The 19,132-nt window shown below is 41.2% G+C and carries 18 protein-coding genes and 1 tRNA gene; 11 read left to right on the plus strand and 8 right to left on the minus strand.

Annotation, left to right across the window (positions count from 1 at the left end; genetic code table 11):
- Nucleotides 1-72 precede the first annotated feature (72 nt).
- Nucleotides 73-1,344 carry a serine--tRNA ligase gene (gene serS, locus FG28_RS08510; RefSeq protein WP_036386337.1) on the minus strand — a complete coding sequence of 424 codons (1,272 nt, stop codon included), beginning with the start codon at nt 1,342-1,344 and terminating at the stop codon, nt 73-75.
- Nucleotides 1,345-1,437: 93 nt separating this feature from the next.
- Here serS and FG28_RS08515 point away from each other — a divergent pair, with 93 nt between their 5' ends.
- Nucleotides 1,438-1,818, plus strand: a complete 381-nt coding sequence (locus FG28_RS08515) for a VOC family protein (protein WP_036381925.1) — start codon at nt 1,438-1,440, stop codon at nt 1,816-1,818.
- Here the strand turns inward: FG28_RS08515 and FG28_RS08520 are convergent.
- The gene (locus FG28_RS08520; RefSeq protein WP_036381927.1) at nt 1,815-3,152 is read right to left on the minus strand and encodes an HTTM domain-containing protein; all 1,338 of its coding nucleotides are present in this window, start codon (nt 3,150-3,152) and stop codon (nt 1,815-1,817) included. The genes FG28_RS08515 and FG28_RS08520 overlap by 4 nt on opposite strands.
- Entirely contained in the window at nt 3,153-4,082 is a 930-nt protein-coding gene (locus FG28_RS08525) for a bifunctional riboflavin kinase/FAD synthetase (protein WP_036381929.1), read from the minus strand.
- 57 nt (nt 4,083-4,139) lie between these two features.
- Here FG28_RS08525 and FG28_RS08530 point away from each other — a divergent pair, with 57 nt between their 5' ends.
- A complete protein-coding gene (locus FG28_RS08530) occupies nt 4,140-7,937 on the plus strand; it encodes a reprolysin-like metallopeptidase (protein ID WP_036381931.1) in 3,798 nt (1,265 codons plus the stop codon).
- On the plus strand, nt 7,934-8,620 hold the full coding sequence (locus FG28_RS08535) for a hypothetical protein (protein WP_036381933.1): 687 nt from the start codon (nt 7,934-7,936) through the stop codon (nt 8,618-8,620). The genes FG28_RS08530 and FG28_RS08535 overlap by 4 nt, the downstream gene beginning before the upstream one ends.
- Here FG28_RS08535 and pth read toward each other — a convergent pair whose 3' ends face one another.
- The 3 genes from pth to FG28_RS08550 all read right to left on the minus strand — a co-directional run bounded on the left by pth (nt 8,621) and on the right by FG28_RS08550 (nt 10,961).
- Nucleotides 8,621-9,253, minus strand: a complete 633-nt coding sequence (gene pth, locus FG28_RS08540; RefSeq protein WP_081894276.1) for an aminoacyl-tRNA hydrolase — start codon at nt 9,251-9,253, stop codon at nt 8,621-8,623. It abuts the gene before it with no gap.
- 87 nt (nt 9,254-9,340) lie between these two features.
- Nucleotides 9,341-10,000, minus strand: a complete 660-nt coding sequence (locus tag FG28_RS08545; RefSeq protein WP_036381936.1) for a 50S ribosomal protein L25/general stress protein Ctc — start codon at nt 9,998-10,000, stop codon at nt 9,341-9,343.
- Between the two features lie 19 nt (nt 10,001-10,019).
- Nucleotides 10,020-10,961 (minus strand): ribose-phosphate pyrophosphokinase, encoded by a 942-nt coding sequence (locus FG28_RS08550; RefSeq protein ID WP_036381939.1) that lies wholly within the window; start codon nt 10,959-10,961, stop codon nt 10,020-10,022.
- Between the two features lie 167 nt (nt 10,962-11,128).
- On the opposite strand from FG28_RS08550, the gene FG28_RS08555 reads away from it, so the two are divergent.
- The 4 genes from FG28_RS08555 (at nt 11,129) to FG28_RS08570 (ending at nt 14,356) form a co-directional block, all read left to right on the plus strand.
- Nucleotides 11,129-11,210 (plus strand) — tRNA-Leu (locus tag FG28_RS08555).
- Nucleotides 11,211-11,776: 566 nt separating this feature from the next.
- A complete protein-coding gene (locus FG28_RS08560) occupies nt 11,777-12,682 on the plus strand; it encodes a cyclopropane-fatty-acyl-phospholipid synthase family protein (protein ID WP_036381942.1) in 906 nt (301 codons plus the stop codon).
- 60 nt (nt 12,683-12,742) lie between these two features.
- Nucleotides 12,743-13,303: an AraC family transcriptional regulator gene (locus tag FG28_RS08565; RefSeq protein ID WP_081894278.1), complete on the plus strand. Its 561-nt coding sequence runs from the start codon at nt 12,743-12,745 to the stop codon at nt 13,301-13,303.
- A gap of 720 nt (nt 13,304-14,023) precedes the next feature.
- Nucleotides 14,024-14,356 carry a cupin domain-containing protein gene (locus FG28_RS08570; RefSeq protein WP_036381947.1) on the plus strand — a complete coding sequence of 111 codons (333 nt, stop codon included), beginning with the start codon at nt 14,024-14,026 and terminating at the stop codon, nt 14,354-14,356.
- Nucleotides 14,357-14,709: 353 nt separating this feature from the next.
- Here FG28_RS08570 and FG28_RS08575 read toward each other — a convergent pair whose 3' ends face one another.
- Together FG28_RS08575 and FG28_RS08580 are read right to left on the minus strand one after the other, a co-directional pair.
- Complete coding sequence (locus tag FG28_RS08575) at nt 14,710-14,907, minus strand: cold-shock protein (RefSeq protein WP_036381949.1); 198 nt, start codon at nt 14,905-14,907, stop codon at nt 14,710-14,712.
- A 56-nt stretch (nt 14,908-14,963) separates the two neighbouring features.
- Entirely contained in the window at nt 14,964-15,947 is a 984-nt protein-coding gene (locus tag FG28_RS08580) for an acyl-CoA desaturase (RefSeq protein ID WP_231562673.1), read from the minus strand.
- An 806-nt stretch (nt 15,948-16,753) separates the two neighbouring features.
- Between FG28_RS08580 and FG28_RS08585 the strand changes: the two genes are divergently transcribed.
- The 4 genes from FG28_RS08585 (at nt 16,754) to FG28_RS08600 (ending at nt 19,091) form a co-directional block, all read left to right on the plus strand.
- The gene (locus FG28_RS08585) at nt 16,754-16,948 is read left to right on the plus strand and encodes a 30S ribosomal protein S21 (protein ID WP_036381952.1); all 195 of its coding nucleotides are present in this window, start codon (nt 16,754-16,756) and stop codon (nt 16,946-16,948) included.
- Nucleotides 16,949-16,952: 4 nt separating this feature from the next.
- Complete coding sequence (locus FG28_RS08590) at nt 16,953-17,690, plus strand: NYN domain-containing protein (RefSeq protein WP_036386341.1); 738 nt, start codon at nt 16,953-16,955, stop codon at nt 17,688-17,690.
- Between the two features lie 12 nt (nt 17,691-17,702).
- Complete coding sequence (locus FG28_RS08595; protein ID WP_036381955.1) at nt 17,703-18,569, plus strand: RNA polymerase sigma factor RpoD/SigA; 867 nt, start codon at nt 17,703-17,705, stop codon at nt 18,567-18,569.
- 195 nt (nt 18,570-18,764) lie between these two features.
- Nucleotides 18,765-19,091 carry a hypothetical protein gene (locus tag FG28_RS08600; RefSeq protein ID WP_036381957.1) on the plus strand — a complete coding sequence of 109 codons (327 nt, stop codon included), beginning with the start codon at nt 18,765-18,767 and terminating at the stop codon, nt 19,089-19,091.
- Nucleotides 19,092-19,132: the final 41 nt, after the last annotated feature.

The following is a 19,132-nucleotide window of genomic DNA, read 5'->3' on the forward strand; positions in this document are numbered from 1 at the left end:
CATTTTATTTCAAATATAACGCAGAAAAGCGGGGGATTCTGTTAAGTGAATCCAAATAAATCGATGAAATCCCTAGTCAATCGTATCAAAACCGCAGTAGGGAACCAAAACCTCGGGGATTTTGATGTCGGTATCGGTTTGATAGTTCTCCAAAATTCCTGCCACAACCCGTGGCAAGGCCAAAGCGCTTCCGTTTAAGGTATGTGCCAATTGACTTTTCCCATTTTCATCCTTAAAACGAAGTTTTAATCGGTTGGCTTGAAAGGTTTCAAAATTGGAAACAGAACTGATTTCCAGCCATCGGTCTTGGGCCGTTGAAAACACCTCAAAATCATAAGTTAGGGCAGAGGTAAAGCCCAAATCACCACCACAAAGCCGAAGAATACGATACGGCAATTTCAATTCACGAAGAATATTTTTCACGTGCTCCACCATCTCATCCAAAGCTTGGTAAGAGTTGTTGGGGTGTTCCATGCGCACAATCTCAACCTTGTCAAATTGGTGCAAGCGGTTCAGGCCACGGACATGGGCTCCGTAACTTCCAGCCTCCCTCCTAAAACAAGGCGTGTAACCGGTATATTTGATGGGAAAATCACTTTCGGCCAAAATATCGTCTCGGTGCAAGTTGGTCACGGGTACTTCGGCAGTGGGGATCAAATACAGATTGTCTTCCTGAACATGGTACATTTGGCCTTCTTTGTCTGGTAATTGACCCGTTCCGTAACCAGATGCTTCATTCACCATAAGCGGAACCTGCATTTCGGTGTAGCCAGCTTCGGTGTTTTTGTCCAAGAAATAAGCAATCAACGCACGCTGCAAACGGGCGCCTTTTCCTTTGTAAACGGGGAAACCTGCTCCTGTGATTTTAACCCCAAGTTCAAAATCAATGATGTCATATTTTTTGGCCAGTTCCCAGTGGGGCAATGCCTTTTCGGTCAATGTGGGGACATCACCTTCACGAAAAACTTCTTCGTTGTCCTCCTCAGTGCTTCCGGAGGGGACAGACTCATGCGGAATGTTGGGAATGAGGTACAACTCTTCCTGCAAAGCGGCAGTTGTGGCATTTAGGTCATCACCCAATTGCTTTGAAGCTTCCTTCAATCCCGAGGTTTTTTCCTTTAAAGCATTGGCTTCCTGTGCTTTTCCAGATTTGAAAAGTATACCAATTTCTTTTGAAAGTTTGTTGGATTCGGCCAAGGTATTGTCCAGTTCGGTTTGGATGGAACGTCTTTTTTCATCCAACTCAATGACTTTTGATAGCATGGGGGAGGCATCGATATTTCGCTTTTTTAAAGCGGTGATGATGTTCTCCTTATTTTCCCTAATGGTCTGTAATTGAAGCATGGCCTTATTTTGAGCGGCAAATTTAGGGAATTTACCCATCTTACACTACATGGGAAACAATTACCTTTGCGATGTTGAATTAAATAGTCTAGTATGATTTTTGAGCACTTTGCAGTGAATGTGGCTGATGCAGTTTCGGTTGTTGAATGGTATACGTCAAATATGGGTCTAAAGGCACGTGTGGCTGATAAAACCCCTCCTTTTATGACCTTTTTGGAAGATAGTACAGGGCGTGTGGTTATCGAGTTTTACCAACGCACCGATGCCCCAGTCACTGATTTTTCCAAAGAAAACTCATTGAGTTTCCACGTTGCTTTTGTATCCCAAAATGCTGAACAGGACAAAAAACGCTTGGTGGAAAATGGTGCAACTTTCGAGTTGGAGGTGAACTTGGAAGATGGAAGCCATATTGTGATGCTTCGTGATCCGTGGGGCATGCCCTTGCAATTGTGTCAAAGAGCCAATCCTTTTTAATCACCGGTTTTTGTTGAATCTACTGATTGACTGGGCAAAATCCAGTCATTGTGGGCAAAGTGTTTCCAGGGGACGCTGGCCAGGTCTACTTTTGGGTCGATAAAATCGTAGTATTCACCGCTGTTTATTTTTACCTTGTTGGTGACAAAGACCTGAATGTCCTTGCCTTTTTTGGCATATTCCCTTTTTAACCGTTGGGCAAATTGCCATGCAAAATCGGGGTAACAGGCAACTTTTCTCCGTTGCTTTTTGGTGAGATAGTCGTCCAAATCAATAAAATTGACTTTATCGGTTTCCTTGTTGATGACACGGTAGCGGATGGTCCCCGAACGACTTCTGAGCATCATACGCCAACTCAATCTGTGGCCTTCCTCGGTCCACAGTACATCATCTTTAAAAGCATAATGGCGCAACGGAAGCACCAGTTGGATTATAAAATAAATCCCTAAAATCCCTAGGATCAGATTTCTGTTCTTTGGTATCGTCAAGACTTTTTCTACCACAATGTTTTTGGTTTTCAGAAAGATATTTCGAATCGTTTGTGGCTCAAAAAAGAAAACGGTAAATGCCAGGGATAGATATGGGAAAATCCCAATCCTAAACACGTAGCTATTGAACAGGTGAAAGAATATGGCCAAACCAAAGGCAATCTTTCGTGTTGGTTTCCAAAGTAGGGCGGGAACAATGAGCAAATCAAATAAAATCCCGAAAAAAGCAATGATTTTGTGCACCCATTTCTGTTGGAGCAGCTCTCCCACCAAAAAATAATCGCTCTTGCTGTTCATTAAGATTTCAATGATGCTGAAATCCAGCCAATCCCCATACAATTTGGCCACGGAGGCATAGGTGTACACAATGAACAATTGCAGAATAATGGTCCATCGTACCCAGTTGGGCATGGTATGAGAGCGTAGATTTGGGTTCAGTTTGGCATCCAATGAAGCATCCCTGTTTGCGGGTAAAAAAGCCATGATGAAAGCGAGGAGCATTAACAGATAGTAGTGGTTGTTGTATGAGGTTTTCTGCATCAGATACACCGCTGCCCACATAAATGCAAAGGCAAGTGCGCTGAACCGGTATTTATAGCCGAGGGTTATTAAGATTCCCAAGGTGCCCATAATGGCAAAATAAATGTACATGCCGTTCCCGGGTAAGGGCTGGAGCCACTCAAAACCTATAAAACTAAAGGTGAACTGGGGCTCAACAAGGGTTCTGCGGACCCATCCCGTGGCGATGGCTCCATAACATTCCGCACTGACCAAGAGCCCATAGAAAATCCGGAAAACAACAAGTTGGGCGTTGTCTATCTTCTTAAAAAGAAACCGATTCAGCATCTATTTGGAGATTAGGTCCAGCGAAAAATTCTTGTCTTTTTTCAATTGTTCCCGCAATTCTTCAACAGAGTTGAACTTGTGCTCATCGCGAATGCGGTGTAAGATCTTGACCTGTATTTTTTGGTCGTAAAGGTTGCCATCAAACTCAAAAAAATTGACCTCTATGCTTTTTTCGGTACCGGACACCGTTGGATTGAACCCAATGTTCATCATCCCAAAATACTTCTTCCCATTAAGCGTGCTTTTAACCACATAAGCTCCATTTTTTGGAATGAGCTTATAATTTTCTGGAATGTGGAGGTTTGCTGTGGGAAAGCCAAACTGTTTGCCCAAGCCCTTCCCCTTTTTAATGGTGCCGGTGAGCATATAGGCATAACTTAAGTAGCTGTTGGCCGTTGCCACATCGCCTTCCATAAGGGCATTTCTGATTTTGGTGGAACTCACGGAGACATCGTCGATTTCCTGTGCTGGGATTTCTTCCACTTCAAAATCCAATGCATTTCCAAATGCGATGAGATCTTGGATATTGGCATTTCTGTTGCGTCCAAACCTGTGATCGTAGCCAATAATAATCTTTTTGGCCTTGAGGCTATTGACCAAAATATCGCGAACGAAGTCAGTTGCTGAAAGTCGTGAAAATGCCTTGGTAAATGGGTGAATTACCAAATAATCCAGCCCCAAACCTTCCATGATCTGGGTTTTTTCCTCAATGGTATTCAAAAGTTTTATGTCCGTATCTTTCTGTAATACCATCCTGGGATGGGGGAAAAAAGTGAGTACCGTGGATTTTAATCCGGTGTTTTTGGCATTATTTATGAGGCGTTCCAATATCTTACGATGGCCCATATGGACACCATCAAAAGTACCGATGGTAATTACGGTTTGATTTGTAAGATGCTTAAAAAGAGAAATGTCTTGGATTGTTTCCACCTAATCAAGAAATAAAAAAAGGCTTATTTTTGAAATTGACTGACGCCCTACATATGTATGAAAGCTAAATTACATCTTGTTTTTTCAATAACCATATTTTTTAGCTGCTTTTGTACCTATGGGCAGCAAGCGTATTGGAAATCCATCCCCAAACAATCCAGTCTAAAGAGTGCCTCCATCAAGGATATGGGAAAGGCACAAGCCCTTTTTTCTTTGGACAAAAACCTATTTACCGAGAAGCTACAAGGATTTTCAACTTCCAAAAATGCAAAACATACCATATACCTGCCAGACAGTGACGGAAACGTGATTCCCTTTGCACTTAAGGAAACTCCTGTTCTTCATCCTGAATTGTCGGCAAAATACCCCCAGATAAAGTCTTTTACAGGGGTTAGCTTGGACGGAAAACACAAAATAAAACTCAGTAGTTCCCATAAAGGCATTGAAAGTATGGTGGTTGATTTGAAAAATCAAAAAATAGCCTTTTTGGAACCTGTGTTGAATGATGACAATTCGTATGTGTTGTACAACAAGGGAGAGCGTTCAGAGTTGGAGAACAGCTTTCTGTGCAAGACCGAAGTACTATTGCAGGATAAAACAATGTCAGGTGGAGGCACGGGCAAAACCATTGTGCCCTTGGTGGATGACCAGTTGCTCAGAAAGTTCCGGATTGCCGTTTCGGCAACCGGAGAATATACGGGATATCATGGGGGTACGGTAGCGGATGCCCTGGCAGCAATCAATACAACCCTAACACGGATAAATGAGATTTTTGAAACGGATTTGGGTGTTACGTTGGAGTTGATTGCGAATAATGACTTGGTCATCTTCACAGACCCCAATACCGACCCGTATAATGGTAGTCTTAATTCACAAGTGCAAACTACACTTACGTCAACTATTGGTGAAGCCAATTATGATGTTGGGCATTTATTTCATCGTGTGGATGATCCTGAGCAGAACAACGGTAATGCAGGGTTTATAGGTGCTGTTTGTGCCGACAATCAAAAAGGAAGTGGGTTCTCTGCCTCTTTTGAACCGGAAGGTGATGTTTTTGATCTGGATTATGTGGCCCACGAGTTGGGACATCAATTTGGGGCCAACCATACCTGGTCATTCGAGTCCGAAGGAACGGGGGTACAAACAGAACCTGCAAGTGGGAGTACCATAATGGGTTATGCTGGAATTGTTCCGGGTAACAATGTGGCACCCAATGGGGATGATTACTTCCATTTTATCAGCATATTTCAAATATCGAATTACCTACAATCCGTAGCCTGTGCCCAAACCACCGCCCAGACCAATTCGCCACCTGTATTAACACCGGTAGGGGATTACAATATTCCAAGAGGAACCGCATTTGTATTGGAAGGGATAGCAACCGACCCAGACGTGGGTGATGTGCTGACTTATACTTGGGAACAAATAAACGATGGAGTGGTCACCACCAGCACTTTTGGACCCACCAACCCCAGTGGAGCCAATTTTAGATCACTGCCGCCCAGCACAGACCCAGCGCGGTATTTTCCAAGATTGAGCGAAGTAGTCCAAGGGAACTTGACCCAAGTAAACCCATTGGAAAACGATGCTTGGGAAACTGTTTCCGATATTGAACGGACCTTGAGTTTTGCCTGTACGGTTCGGGACAATGCCTCAGGAGGTGGACAAGTGGTTTCCGATGTGCTCGATGTAAATGTCTTTAAGAAAGCAGGTCCTTTTGTGGTAACATCGCAAGCCTCCAATGAAACCTATCAGGCGGGCTCTGCACAAGAAATTACTTGGGATGTGGCCAATACCAATAGCACACCCATTGATGCGCAAACCGTTGATATTTTTCTTTCGTTGGATGGTGGGATGAGCTTTCCCATCACTTTGGCCGATGATACCCTCAACGATGGTTCTGAAGTGGTGCTTATCCCGGGAGATGTTACCAATACGGCTCGGATTATGGTAAAGGCCAGTGACAATGTATTTTTTGCCATCAATGCCTCTGACTTTACCATTGAGCAATCAGAGGTGGTCTTGAACTTTCAAGAGCTTTCCTTTACCGTATGTCAACCTAGCGATATAGTTATTCCCTTTACCTACCAAACGTTTGGCGGGTTCAGTGAAACATCAACTTTTTCCGCTGATGTTCCTGCGGGTCTGTCAGCATCATTTTCTCCAACGCAAGCCAGTGCTGATGATACTGCAGTGGACTTGACAATTTCAAATACCAATGCTGTTGCAGCAGGGGTGTACGATATTATGGTTACGGCTACTTCCGCATCAATAACAAAGAATGTTACGATCTCCCTCACTATTGAGGATGCGACTTTTGCTGATGCTGTCCTCGTGTCACCTGCAAATATGCAAATAGCCACCACGTTGAACCCGCAATTGAGCTGGGAGACCAATCCTTTATATTCAAATTATGATGTTGAAGTGGCTACGGATGTTGGGTTCACCGATGTTGTCTCATCGGCCACAGTGCCTTTTACATTTTACCAAGTAAACGGATTGGACGAACAGACCGAGTATTTTTGGAGAGTCCGGCCAAGCAACGATTGCGGAACAGGAACTTTTGGTACGCCATTTAGTTTTACCACCATTCAGGTGGATTGTAAAAGCGCAGAACCTCGAAATGGCCTCCCTTTGGAGATTTCTTCCATAGCAACACCAACAGTCACAAGCTCAATACATTTTTTTGAAGATCTTCCCATTTCCGATATCAATGTGAGTTTGGAGGTTGACCATACATTTTTGGAGGATCTGGTCATTAATTTAATCTCACCGGCCGGGACCCGTGTTGCCCTTGTTTCCAATACCTGTGGGAGCTTGAACAACATCAACGCCATTTTTGATGATGATGGCGCTCCGATTACATGCTCCGGAAATCCGGCAATTACGGGAACAGTCAGCCCATTGGGGTCTTTAGCGTCACTTAATGGGGAATCCATTTTGGGAGAATGGATACTGGAAATCAAAGATACCGCTGCAAGTGACGGTGGTGCTTTGGTCGCTTTTTCCATGGATGTGTGCGTGGAAGGGACCTACAGACCAGATGAAGACGAAGATGGGGTTTTTGACGATGGCGATGATCTATGTCTGGGCACGCCAAAAGGAGTGGAAGTGGACACAAATGGTTGCCCGGTGTACCGATTTCCTTCGGACAATTTTGCAATAGTAATTCAAAGTGAAACCTGTAGAAGTAGCAACAATGGCGCCATAACCATAACCCCATTTGATACTTCCATAACTTATACAGCAGTATTGGACGGTGGTGGAACGCCATCTACCGTGGACTTCACGGATGAACATACGTTCCTAAATCTGGGAGCTGGAGATTATTCCTTGTGTATTACAGGTACCAATGGGCTGGTCACCTACCAAGAAACGTGTTTTGACATCAGCATTACAGAACCAGATATTTTGGATGTGGAAGCCATTACAAATGCAGAAATCTTGGATGTTACGTTAAGTGGGGCCGGCTTCTACAACGTAGAACTCAATGGACTGGTGATACAAACCGAAAATTCCAAGCTCCAACTTCAACTGGCAGAAGGAAAAAATGTGTTGCGAGTGTACTCCAACCTCCCCTGTCAAGGGGTAGTTGAAAAAACCGTGTTTTACTCCTCCCGTCCTGTTCTTTCACCTAACCCTGTAGATTCCGTTACAGAAGTGTATTTGAATGGGTACAAGGGAAATGTGGACATCCAAATTTTTACTGCGGATGGGCGTTTGGTCAGAACAGACTCCAAATCGGTCAATGGGAATAATCTTGAGTTGGATTTGTCTTCCTTGTCCAAAGGAATCTATTATCTGGGTATTGAAAAAGCAGGCGTAAAGGAAATGTTTAAATTTATAAAAAGATGATTCGGAATTTAGCAATAGTGTCCATCTTGGCCTTATTGGTTTCGTGCGGGGGCAATGACGACCCACCACCGGTTCCGGAAGGGGCTGCGCTGGTCTTTCCAGAAGAAAATTCGGAATGCACCACCGGGGTCAGTATCAATGAGACATTAAGCCAGGTGACCTTCCAGTGGATGGCTTCTTCCAACACGGATAGGTATAGCTTGAGTGTGGTTAATTTGGACACGAATGTTCCCCAGACAATATCCACGGCAGCAACATCGGCCAGCTTGTCCATTGCCAAAGGCACTCCCTTTTCATGGTCGGTTACATCCATCAGTTCCAATTCCGATCAAACCGCAACAAGTGAAACATGGTTGTTCTACAATGCAGGCTCCGAAACCACCTATGCCCCCTTTCCAGCACAGTTGGTGAATCCAATTTCTGGAGCTACCGTTCAAAAAGATTTGGCCAATGAGGTTCTTTTGGAATGGCAGGGCGCGGATGTGGACAATGACATTGCTTCGTTTGAAGTATTTTTTTCCGATGAAAATCCACCAACAACATCATTGGGAGCTCTTGATTCTGAAACCATGGAGCTTTCCGTCAGCGTAAATTCTGACACTATATATTATTGGAGAATCATTACAACTGATTTGGAAGGAAACAGCTCCGATTCTGGAGTGTTCGACTTCAAGGTATTCTGATTAGGTACCGTTGAAGTGGTTCATGGTGTTTTTTACCCCGGCAAAGACAAAAGAACGGATAAGTTCCGTGGATTTTTTAAAGCGTTCGGGGAGTGCTTTGGCCTCTTCCGGGGTCCATTGCCCCAAAACATAGTCCACTTGTCTCCCTTTGCTGAATTCGGACCCCACACCAAATCGAAAACGATGGTATTGAGTAGTCTGCAAAGTATTTTGGATATCCTTTAGACCATTGTGACCACCATCGCTTCCCTTGGTCTTTAACCGAATGGTACCAAAAGGCAGATTGATATCGTCAGTGATGATAAGCACATTATCCAAAGCAATACTCTCCTTTTCCATCCAATATTTTACAGCCTTCCCACTTAAATTCATGTAGGTGGATGGTTTTAGACATAGCACGCTTCTCCCTTTAAATTTAAAGGAAGCTATTGAACCTAATTTGGCGCTTTCAAAGGTGAAGCTTTCTTCTTCGGCCAAGAAATCCAACACCTTGAACCCAACATTATGTCGGGTTTCTTCATATTCAGAACCGATGTTTCCAAGGCCAACAACAAGGAATTTTTTCATAAGGTCAGTTTCTTGTAGTAGTGTTTTTTGGGAACCAAATAGGTTTTTTATTAGTTGAAACAACATTAGGAACCATTTTGCCTAAAAATACAAAAGCATCCCAAATTTTACAGTGTTGTAAAACCGGGATGCTTTTTTAATAATACTCTAAAACTATTCTGTAGCTTCAGCTTCTGGGGCCTCACCACCTTCGGCTCCGCCTTCAGCAGCAACTTCAGCACCTTCTTCTGTTTCTTCATCTTCATCCTCAAGCTCATCATCAATGGAAGTTCTTGAAGCTTTCACCTGTACAATGGCCGTACTTTCTGGGTGTAAAATGGTATAATCATCATTCAACACGGTTTCTACTGCAATAGTACCGCCAATTCTAAGTTTGGAGATGTCTACTGTGATAAAATCAGGAAGTAGATCAGGCAATGCCTTAATGGCAAGTTTACGCTTTCTAAACAGTAAACGACCACCGTTACGTACCCCTGGGGAATTTCCTTCCAAACGAACAGGGATGTTCATGGTAACAGGTTTATCCTCAAACAATTGATAGAAATCGATGTGAAGGATTTTATCGGTTACGGGATGAAACTGAATATCCTGCAAAACGGCACTCAATTTTTCACCACTTTCCAACTCAATCACAACTGTGTGTGCGTTGGGGGTGTACACTAAATCTCTGAACGAGATTTCATCAGCTGAAAAGTGCAATGGCTTATCCCCTCCGTACAGCACGCAAGGGACCTTTCCAGCATTACGTAGGGCCTTGGTAGATACCTTGCCCACGCTTTCTCTTTGGGATCCTTTGATAGTAATTGACTTCATTGTAAAATATTAAATTGATTTACATTAAAAATTTTGATGATATTGAGGTGTTATGGTGTACCCTATGCATGACATCTGCAAAAAGGTCGGCACAACTCAATACCTTTATTTTTTTCTTGGTCTCGTCGATGGGAATGGAATCGGTAACGATCAATTCCGACAACTTTGATTTCTCTATTCGTTCATAGGCTTTACCGGACAACAATCCGTGGGTGGTAACAGCTCTAACGCTTTCAGCCCCTCTTTCCATCATCAGGTCAGCTGCTTTGGTCAAGGTACCTGCGGTATCCACCATATCATCTACCAAAACCACGTTTTTTCCCTGTACGTCACCAATGAGTTCCATATGTGAAATTACATTGGCCTTGGCGCGTTGCTTGTAACAGATAACCACATCACATTCCAAAGCCTTGGAATAGGCGTAAGCTCTTTTGGAACCACCCATATCCGGGGAGGCAATGCAAAGATTGTCCAAGTTCAACGCTTTCAAATAAGGCAGGAACAAGGTCGATGCAAAAAGATGGTCCACTGGTTTTTCAAAGAACCCTTGAATCTGATCCGCGTGGAGGTCCATGGTAATGATCCGTGTGGCACCGGCGGTCTCCAACATCTTGGCGACCAATTTTGCAGCAATGGGCACACGGGGTTTATCCTTTCTGTCTTGACGGGCCCAACCGAAGTAGGGCATAACTGCCGTAATATGTCTGGCAGAAGCCCGTTTGGCGGCATCAAGCATCAATAGCATTTCCATAAGGTTCTCCGAGCTTGGGTTCGTGGACCCAATGATAAAAATGCGTGCACCACGTATGGATTCTTCGAAAGAAGGCTGAAACTCCCCGTCACTGTATCTGGAAAATTGAATCTTTCCCAAATCAGCACCGTAAGAAGCCGCTATCTTCTTGCCAAGATCAACACTTTGCGTACAAGCAAAAATTTTGGGCTCGGGAACTTGATATGCCATTGCAAACTCTTGTTAACTAGCTTTTTGAAGCGCTTTTTTATAAAGAGGTGCAAATTTAAAAATTAATTCGGGTTGCTAAAGGAATAAACAAAGTATTTTTTGGTGGTAAATGAAATTATTTTTTAGCTTTGCATCCGCAATTAAAATAAGCCACAGTAATTGCTTATGCCTTGGTGGCGGAATTGGTAGACGCGCTGGATTCAAAATCCAGTTCTTTCGGGAGTGTGGGTTCGATTCCCACCCAAGGTACTGAAAACCCCTGTAAGCACAGGGGTTTTTTCTTTTTTGAAGTGATGTAAAAGTGACGCTATAGAGGTGAAAAATGATAAAATCACTAATCTAAAATTTCAGAATCCGTCCAGCATTACGAATAAATTTGGCCACAAATCTTCGAAATGTCCTAACCCCATAACAAGTCAATAATTGGCAGTAAAATCTAAGTATTATTTCAGCATAAGCGGTGCAAAATTACGGCTGTAATATTTAATGTCAATTAATGCTGAATATTTTGAATGTTCCCATGATATGTGGTTAGAGAGAGCAGTTTAATGATTATCTTTATACGAAGATATTTTGTTCAAACCCTTTTCTAAAAACTTACAAATATCATATTGCCAAATAGAGAAAAGGTTTTTTGCACATCTATTTACCAATACTTCACAATTCTTCAGGGTACGGGAATCAAAACAAAATGATGTTTCCTTTATAGGGTTTGGTGTTTTAGCATAAAAGTGACATCCACAACTTGACTTGAGAGCACAATACCTAAAACTAATGTGCTGCGGAAATGAGCAGTTAAACCTAAAACTAACAGAATGGCAGAAAAAGCAGATTTGGATTTTACGTACACCACTATAGACGAGATATTCCGTTTGAGCATGGGTGAAACCGCTGATTACAGTGGCGCCAAATATGATGGCGATTTTTCAATGTCCTTGGAGGATGCACAAAGGGAAAAACATCGGTTTATAGCGGATAGCATACACGTTAAATATGGAAGCAAAGTATTGGACATGGCCTGTGGCTGGGGACCCTTTATCAAATATGCTTCCCAAGATAGGGGTGCCATTTGTACGGGCCTGACCTTATCTGAGGGACAAGCCGAAGCCTGTCAGAAAAATGGAATGAAGGTCATTGTAAAGGATTGTCGCTATGTAGTACCGGAAGACTTTGGAATGTTTGATGCCATATCTTGCATAGGAGGTTTGGAACATTTTTGCTCCATTGAGGAATGGAAAGAAGGTAAACAAGAAAAAGTGTACAGTGACTTCTTTAAAATCGTGGCAGATTTGTTGCCAAAAGGAGGCAGGTTCTATATGCAAACGATGACTTTCAGTAAAAATATGATTGAGTATGAAGAAATGGATGTCAATGCCAAAAAAGGCTCTGCGGCCCATGTCATGGCATTGATGGTCAAGGAGTTTCCGGGTTCATGGCTGCCCTACGGCCCAGAAATGGTAATACGAAATGCAGAACCAAATTTTAAATTGATCTCGCAAAGTAGTGGAAGATTGGACTATATCGAGACGATAAGCCAATGGCGAAAGAAGTTCAGGAAGTTCAACCTAAAAAAATATTGGCTCTATCTATCCTTGGTTCCCAAATACATAATGGACAAAGAGTTTAGGCATCAAGTGGCCGTCTTTAAAATCAGCCCAAACAAAATATGCTTTGAAAAGGAAATAATGGACCATTATCGATTGGTATTTGAGAAAATTTAGGCAATCAGAAGTTTTTTGATCAAAACTTCACCATTGAGCAAGGCCATTGAACATGAATGAATGAAATTATATATAAAATACATGGTCAGTCTTCGCTGTAAAATGTTGGTAAAGGAAGAGCTGACAAAGTTGGGGTTGGGTTATGCTACATTGAATCTGGGCATGGTTGAAACTATGGGGGAAATTGCTCCTGAAAAGCGGATCCAACTCAAAACTAATCTACTGAGGTCTGGATTGGAATTATTGGATGATAAGAAGAGCATATTAATTGAAAAAATTAAGAATGTAATCATTGAAATGATCCATCATACTGATGAAATCCCAAAAACCAATTACTCTGGGTATCTGAGCGAAAAATTGGGATATGACTACACATATTTGTCCAACACTTTTTCTGAAGTGAAAGGAATCACCATACAGCATTATATCATTAGACATAAAATTGAAAGAGTAAAAGAGTTGCTTTTATATGACGAGCTCAATCTTACCCAAATAGCATATAAACTCCATTATAGCAGTTCCGCACATCTCTCCAATCAATTTAAAAAAGTCACGGGTCTTACGCCCTCCTATTATAAAAGTTTAAAGGCAAAAAGGACGCAAAACTTGGAAAACCTGTGATATATGTAAAGTTTGTAATTATTTATGTAGCAGACTTCACCTTATTCTTATGCACCTTTGTTCATTGCTGGTAACTTAATAATCAGTGGGATAATAAACCATACTATGGACATATTTAAAAAAGATATATCGGTTAAAGGAATTCTAGGAAAACTTATCAGTTTTTCCAATCCGATTATTGAAGGCTTGCGATTAAAATATGGAGAAGAAAGTGAATTGAACAGAAGTTTAGTACCTGGGTTGATTCGAATTAAAAAGAATTGAAAATAATCTTTAAAGCAATGTTAGCGCATATGCTTTGAAGCAATTTAATTTGGTGATACGTGCTTTTAAATTTTTAGAAGCCCAAAAAAGAGCAGGAACTAAAAAACACTGCTCTTTTTTCTTGGGATTACATGTCTCTCGCCCAAAAGAACATTTTACGACCATTACCCCAACCATACTTGTTATTCTAAGCCAACAATAATCATTCAGTTGTGAGAAAATGTGCCATACTTTTCATTTTGTTTATAGCAATGCTGGTACTGGCCAACACACTACCATGAAGCAATTACAATTTAAATAAACACACGATGTCAAAGGAAAAAGAAGGAAAGAAAAAGTCAGGAAAAACACCACCCTCAAAAACCCCTAAAGAAAAAAAGGCAGCCAAAAAAGCCAAGCGGAATGCCAAAAATAGGTCGGAATAGGTGGAAGATACCAAATTTATATTATTTGATTATGGACAAGGGTGAATTTGAGGAATCCAAGACATTTAACCTAGCGGATATGTTGGAATTCAATTCCAATGCCATTGTGGTAAAGAATATTAGTGTTCAGGAAAGCTCTATCATTCAAGCATTTGCATTTGATTTCGGCAAGGTTTTGTCCCATAATGAATCGCCCTTTATTCGATTCATCCATATCATTGAAGGAAAGGCCGAGGTTGTCATAAACGGGAATTCCACTTTTATGGGGAGAGGAGATTCCATAATCATCCCTGCATCCACACCATGCTCTTTTGAAGCAAATCACAAGTTCAAGATGCTATGTGTCACTATAAAAAATGAATGACCCCATATATATTCCATCTGTACAAAAGCGTATCCAGTGAAAAAGAATTACATAATAAAAAAATATAAAAAAGGAGATCTTGTTTGCGCAAAGGTAAGGCCCTCTGTCATTCTTGTTGTACGATTGTACGTTCGTAAAATATATCACTGCACCATTCAGAATGATTCTATGGCAAATGAGTTACTTTATTTTGATAGTGAGCTAAGGCCATACATAAGTGGTCTATCTATAATAAAAGATTAACAGAAAATAAGATGGAACAAGGTATCTTGGTTTATGGTGAGAACGGGACAATTGCCCATAAAAAAACCATCTTTTCAAGATGGTTTTTGTTGGTTCTTGGATTATGGAATCTAATTGATCAATAATTCTACATTCACGGCGTTCATGCCCTTCTGACCCCTTTCCATTGTAAATTTCACCTTATCGTTTTCACGGATTTTATCCACGAGACCACTTTGGTGCACAAACACATCATCATTGGAGTCGTTGGGCTGAATAAAGCCAAAGCCCTTTGCTTCATTAAAAAATTTTACTGTTCCTTCTTGCATTACTTTATGTTTACTATTAATATTCTATTTAATGTTTGTTCCTTATCATCACCCATCTATCCGGTAAGAATAGGTTGTGCTTTGCCTAACTTCCGTAATACCCCAACATGGTCTATGATAGCTGTGATAAATGTTCTTTTTGTGTTATAAGGTATCCCATATTCCTTTGCAGTATCCGCTACGATGCCAGATATTTTTCTGTAATGTACATGGCAGACATTGGGCAATAGATGATGCTCCACCTGATAGTTCAACCCACCAATGAGCCATGAAAATATTCTGCTCTTGGGAGAAAAATTAGTTGTTGTGGCCAGTTGGTGGTCTGCCCAATCACTTGAAATTACCCCATCTTCATTGGGCAGTGGGAATTCCGTGTTCGGCATAATGTGGGCCACCTGAAATACGATACTGATCAACAGGCCCGTAACAAAGTGCATGCTCAGAAAGGCCAGGATAATGATCCATGGGGCCAGAGGTACAACCAACAAGGGTATGACCAAGGCATACGAAAAGTATATCAACTTCCATCCAATAATCTTCAGAAGCGCATTTCTGTAACCATTCTTTTTGTCGAAAAATCCCATTTTCCGATACCGATCAAGTCTTATGAAATCTTTGGTGGTTATCCAAGAGACAGTAGATAGCCCATAAAAGAACCATACATACAAGTATTGGAATCTATGCAGGCCATTTTTTTTGGCATGTGGGGAGAACCTAAGGAAAAAAGGAGCGTTAATGTCATCGTCTGCCCCTTCTATGTTGGTATAGGTATGATGGAGTACATTGTGTTGGATTTTCCAAACAGCGGCATTGCCACCTATAAGGTTCATGGTGTATCCAAGATATTTGTTCACTTTTTGATTTTTGGAGTAAGATCCATGGATGGCGTCGTGCATAATGCCCATTCCTATTCCGGCCATTCCTATTCCGCTAATTATATAAAAACCAAATAGCAATAAGGGAGTGGTGATTGTTCCAATATTTATGAAAATTAAGGGGGTAAAAAAAACGGAGAGCATGACCATGGTCTTCACAACCATACTTTTGTTGGCATGTCTACTAATATTGTTTGTTTTAAAATATGTACTGACCCTGTTTCTCAACGTTTTTGAAAAATCAGAATTTGAATTTTTTGAAAACTTTGGCTTGTTAATGTCGTTTATTGCGGTTCGGTCTTGTTCACGCATGTGATATAAAGGATAATGAATAAGCGCAATTGGCTTGGGCATGTTGAAGATTTATCCAAATATGGGGACCATTACATAACAGTCCAAATCCACACAGGCGTCAACATCCTTAACGTTTGGCTTAAAATATTTGACTACGTTATAAATTAAAAAGAAGAGAGCTGAAAATGAATTGAGGATCCGCGAAGACTAAATTGACTTGGGCTTTCTGAATTTTAACATCACAAATTTACCATTTATCTGGGCAGTATTACCCAATACTGTGTTAATTGTTGAGAATAAGTAGTTTAAGGAGTAAAGGATGAATTACCATTTCAATGCCAATTGGAATAAGAAAAATGAATGCGCAGTGGGAAGTTAGGACCATTCCTTATTGCAAAATAAACAGGACAAACAAGTTAAGTTCCAATTTAAATCCTTTCCTTTACAGCGCATCACGGATAATGGACGATGATTGCTCCAATCCTTAAATAAAAAGATCGCCCTCTCCTTTACCTATTTCCAAATTCACAAGGGGCCACTTCTTAGTTATTTTTTGCTTGAACCAATAGTAGCGTTTTAAAGGCCAGACAGGCCTAAAGTCCAAAGTTGTATATGCCATGGGACCATCATATCCCTTAAATGGCAGTATTTAATAATTAGTACTAAAAAGAAAATATATGCTAATCATAAAGTTAGTTCCAGGCGAGAACATAGAAAGGGCCTTAAAAAGGTACAGGAACAAGGTGAGGAACACCCAACAGTTGAAACGTATCAGGGAGAACCAAGAGTTTACCAAAAAATCCGAGGAGAAGAGAGAGAATCTGAAAAAAGCGATTCATAAGAATGAATATTTGAAAAAGAATGAGGAGTGATTTTATGGACAAAGATCTAAACCTGGCCGTCCTAATAGATGGCGACAATATCCCCTCCAAATATGTCAAGGAAATGTTGGAAGAGATTGCCAAATATGGAAATCCAAGTATTAAAAGGATTTATGGCGATTGGACAAAGCCAAGTTTGACAAAATGGAAGGATGTCCTACTAAAAAATGCCATTACCCCTGTACAACAATATGGGTATACCACGGGCAAGAATTCAACGGACAGTGCCATGATCATTGATGCAATGGATATACTGTATTCCGGAAAAGTAAATGGTTTTTCCCTGGTTTCCAGTGACAGTGATTTTACCAGATTGGCCATTCGGCTAAGAGAGGCCGGGATGACAGTCTTTGGTATTGGAGAACGAAAGACCCCAGATCCCTTTATCGTTTCTTGCGACAAGTTCATATACCTTGAAATACTAAATAAGACCCATGTAGGGGAGTCCAACGCCCCAGAAAAAAACGATAAAAACAAGGTCGATAAAATCACACCTAAGGTTGTTGACCTTATCCTTTCCACTATAGCAGATGTGGAGGATGAAGAAGGTTGGGCCTTCTTGGGCGAGGTGGGGACTTTGTTGCAAAAGAAACAGCCCAATTTTGATGCAAGAAACTACGGGTTTCGAAAACTTACACCTTTGGTAAAATCCATAGGTCAAATTGAAATAGGGTCCAGAAAAAATCCAAAGGGCAACGGGAACCTGATTTATGTAAGGACAATGACCCAATGAAAAACATAACCTATGAGATCTCTTACCATATCAAAGCAAATAACAGCAAGGGATACCCTTTCCTTGAACAAATACCTCAGTGATATAAGCCGTATTCCAATGATTACTGAAGAGGAAGAGGTTAATCTGGCAGTTCGCATAAGGCAAGGGGACAACGAGGCTCTGGAAAAACTGGTCTCGGCCAATTTACGATTTGTGGTGTCTGTGGCGAAACAATACCAATCAAGGGGACTCAATTTGCATGATCTCATTAACGAGGGAAATGTTGGGCTTGTCAGAGCAGCATCCAAATTTGATGAAACACGTGGTTTCAAGTTTATTTCATATGCTGTATGGTGGATACGTCAAGGAATCATACAGGCACTTACGGAAAAATCAAGAATGGTGAGATTGCCCTTGAACAAAATAAATGTAATCAACAAAATAAAGAAGGTCACCTCTCATTTTGAACAAGTTCATCAAAGACCACCCACTGCAGAAGAAATATCCGAACAGATAGATTTCTCACTTTCAGAAATCCAAATATGCTTAAAGCACTCTTCTTGGCCTCTTTCCATGGATGAACCATTAAAAATTGGTGATGGAGGATTGAGTTTGCACGACACAATGCGCTCCGATGAGTTTGGTAGTCCAGAACAAAAGTTAATCAACCATTCATTACAAATGGAGATTGATGGTGTTTTGGATATTCTATCGTATCGCGAAGCCTTTGTGATCAAAATGATTTTTGGAATAGGAGTGGAAGATTCCATGGGATTGGAAGAAATTGCTTTTCATTTAGGTTTAACCAAAGAAAGAGTGCGACAAATAAAAGTAACAGCTTTGGCCAAGTTAAGAAACTCCTCCAAAATTGAATTTCTGAAGCAGTATTTGGAATAAATATTTTTTGCAGAAACGAATAACGAATATAAGCTGTTAATGGCCATTCAACGTGGAAACTCTCCAAGGCACTTGAAAACCCCGTTGGTATTTACTGGAAGGTTTTTTTTGTTGGAAACAGGTATGGAATACGAATGTTCGGCTTCACGTTTTACAAAGACTAAACCACTCCTTTAAATTTCATATTTTTGGGGCATGAAAGTTTTGGCGGTCATTTTATCATTGCTTACGATTCTGCTTTCATCGTATCCATGTTGCCAGGAGACCGATTCTTGTTCCGAAGAATTATTGGTGGGCCAAAGTGGACACGACGATTCAGATGAGCCTCCGCTTAGCGAGGATTCGCCTTGTTCCCCTTTTTATACCTGTGGCAGATGTCCTGGGTTTACCATTAGGGATGAAGCAGTGGATTTCATCTACCTGGAGGTTGATAAGGAAACGCCACCAATGACTTATCTTGAACTTTTGCCCAAGGAAGTATATTTCTTTTCCCTAAAACCCCCTCGCACTTTTGGAGTATAGCCTATTGTAGACAAAACACACACTTGGCTTTATGGTCAAGG

Origin of the sequence: Muricauda sp. MAR_2010_75, assembly GCF_000745185.1 — a bacterium.
Classification (GTDB): Bacteria; Bacteroidota; Bacteroidia; order Flavobacteriales; family Flavobacteriaceae; genus Flagellimonas.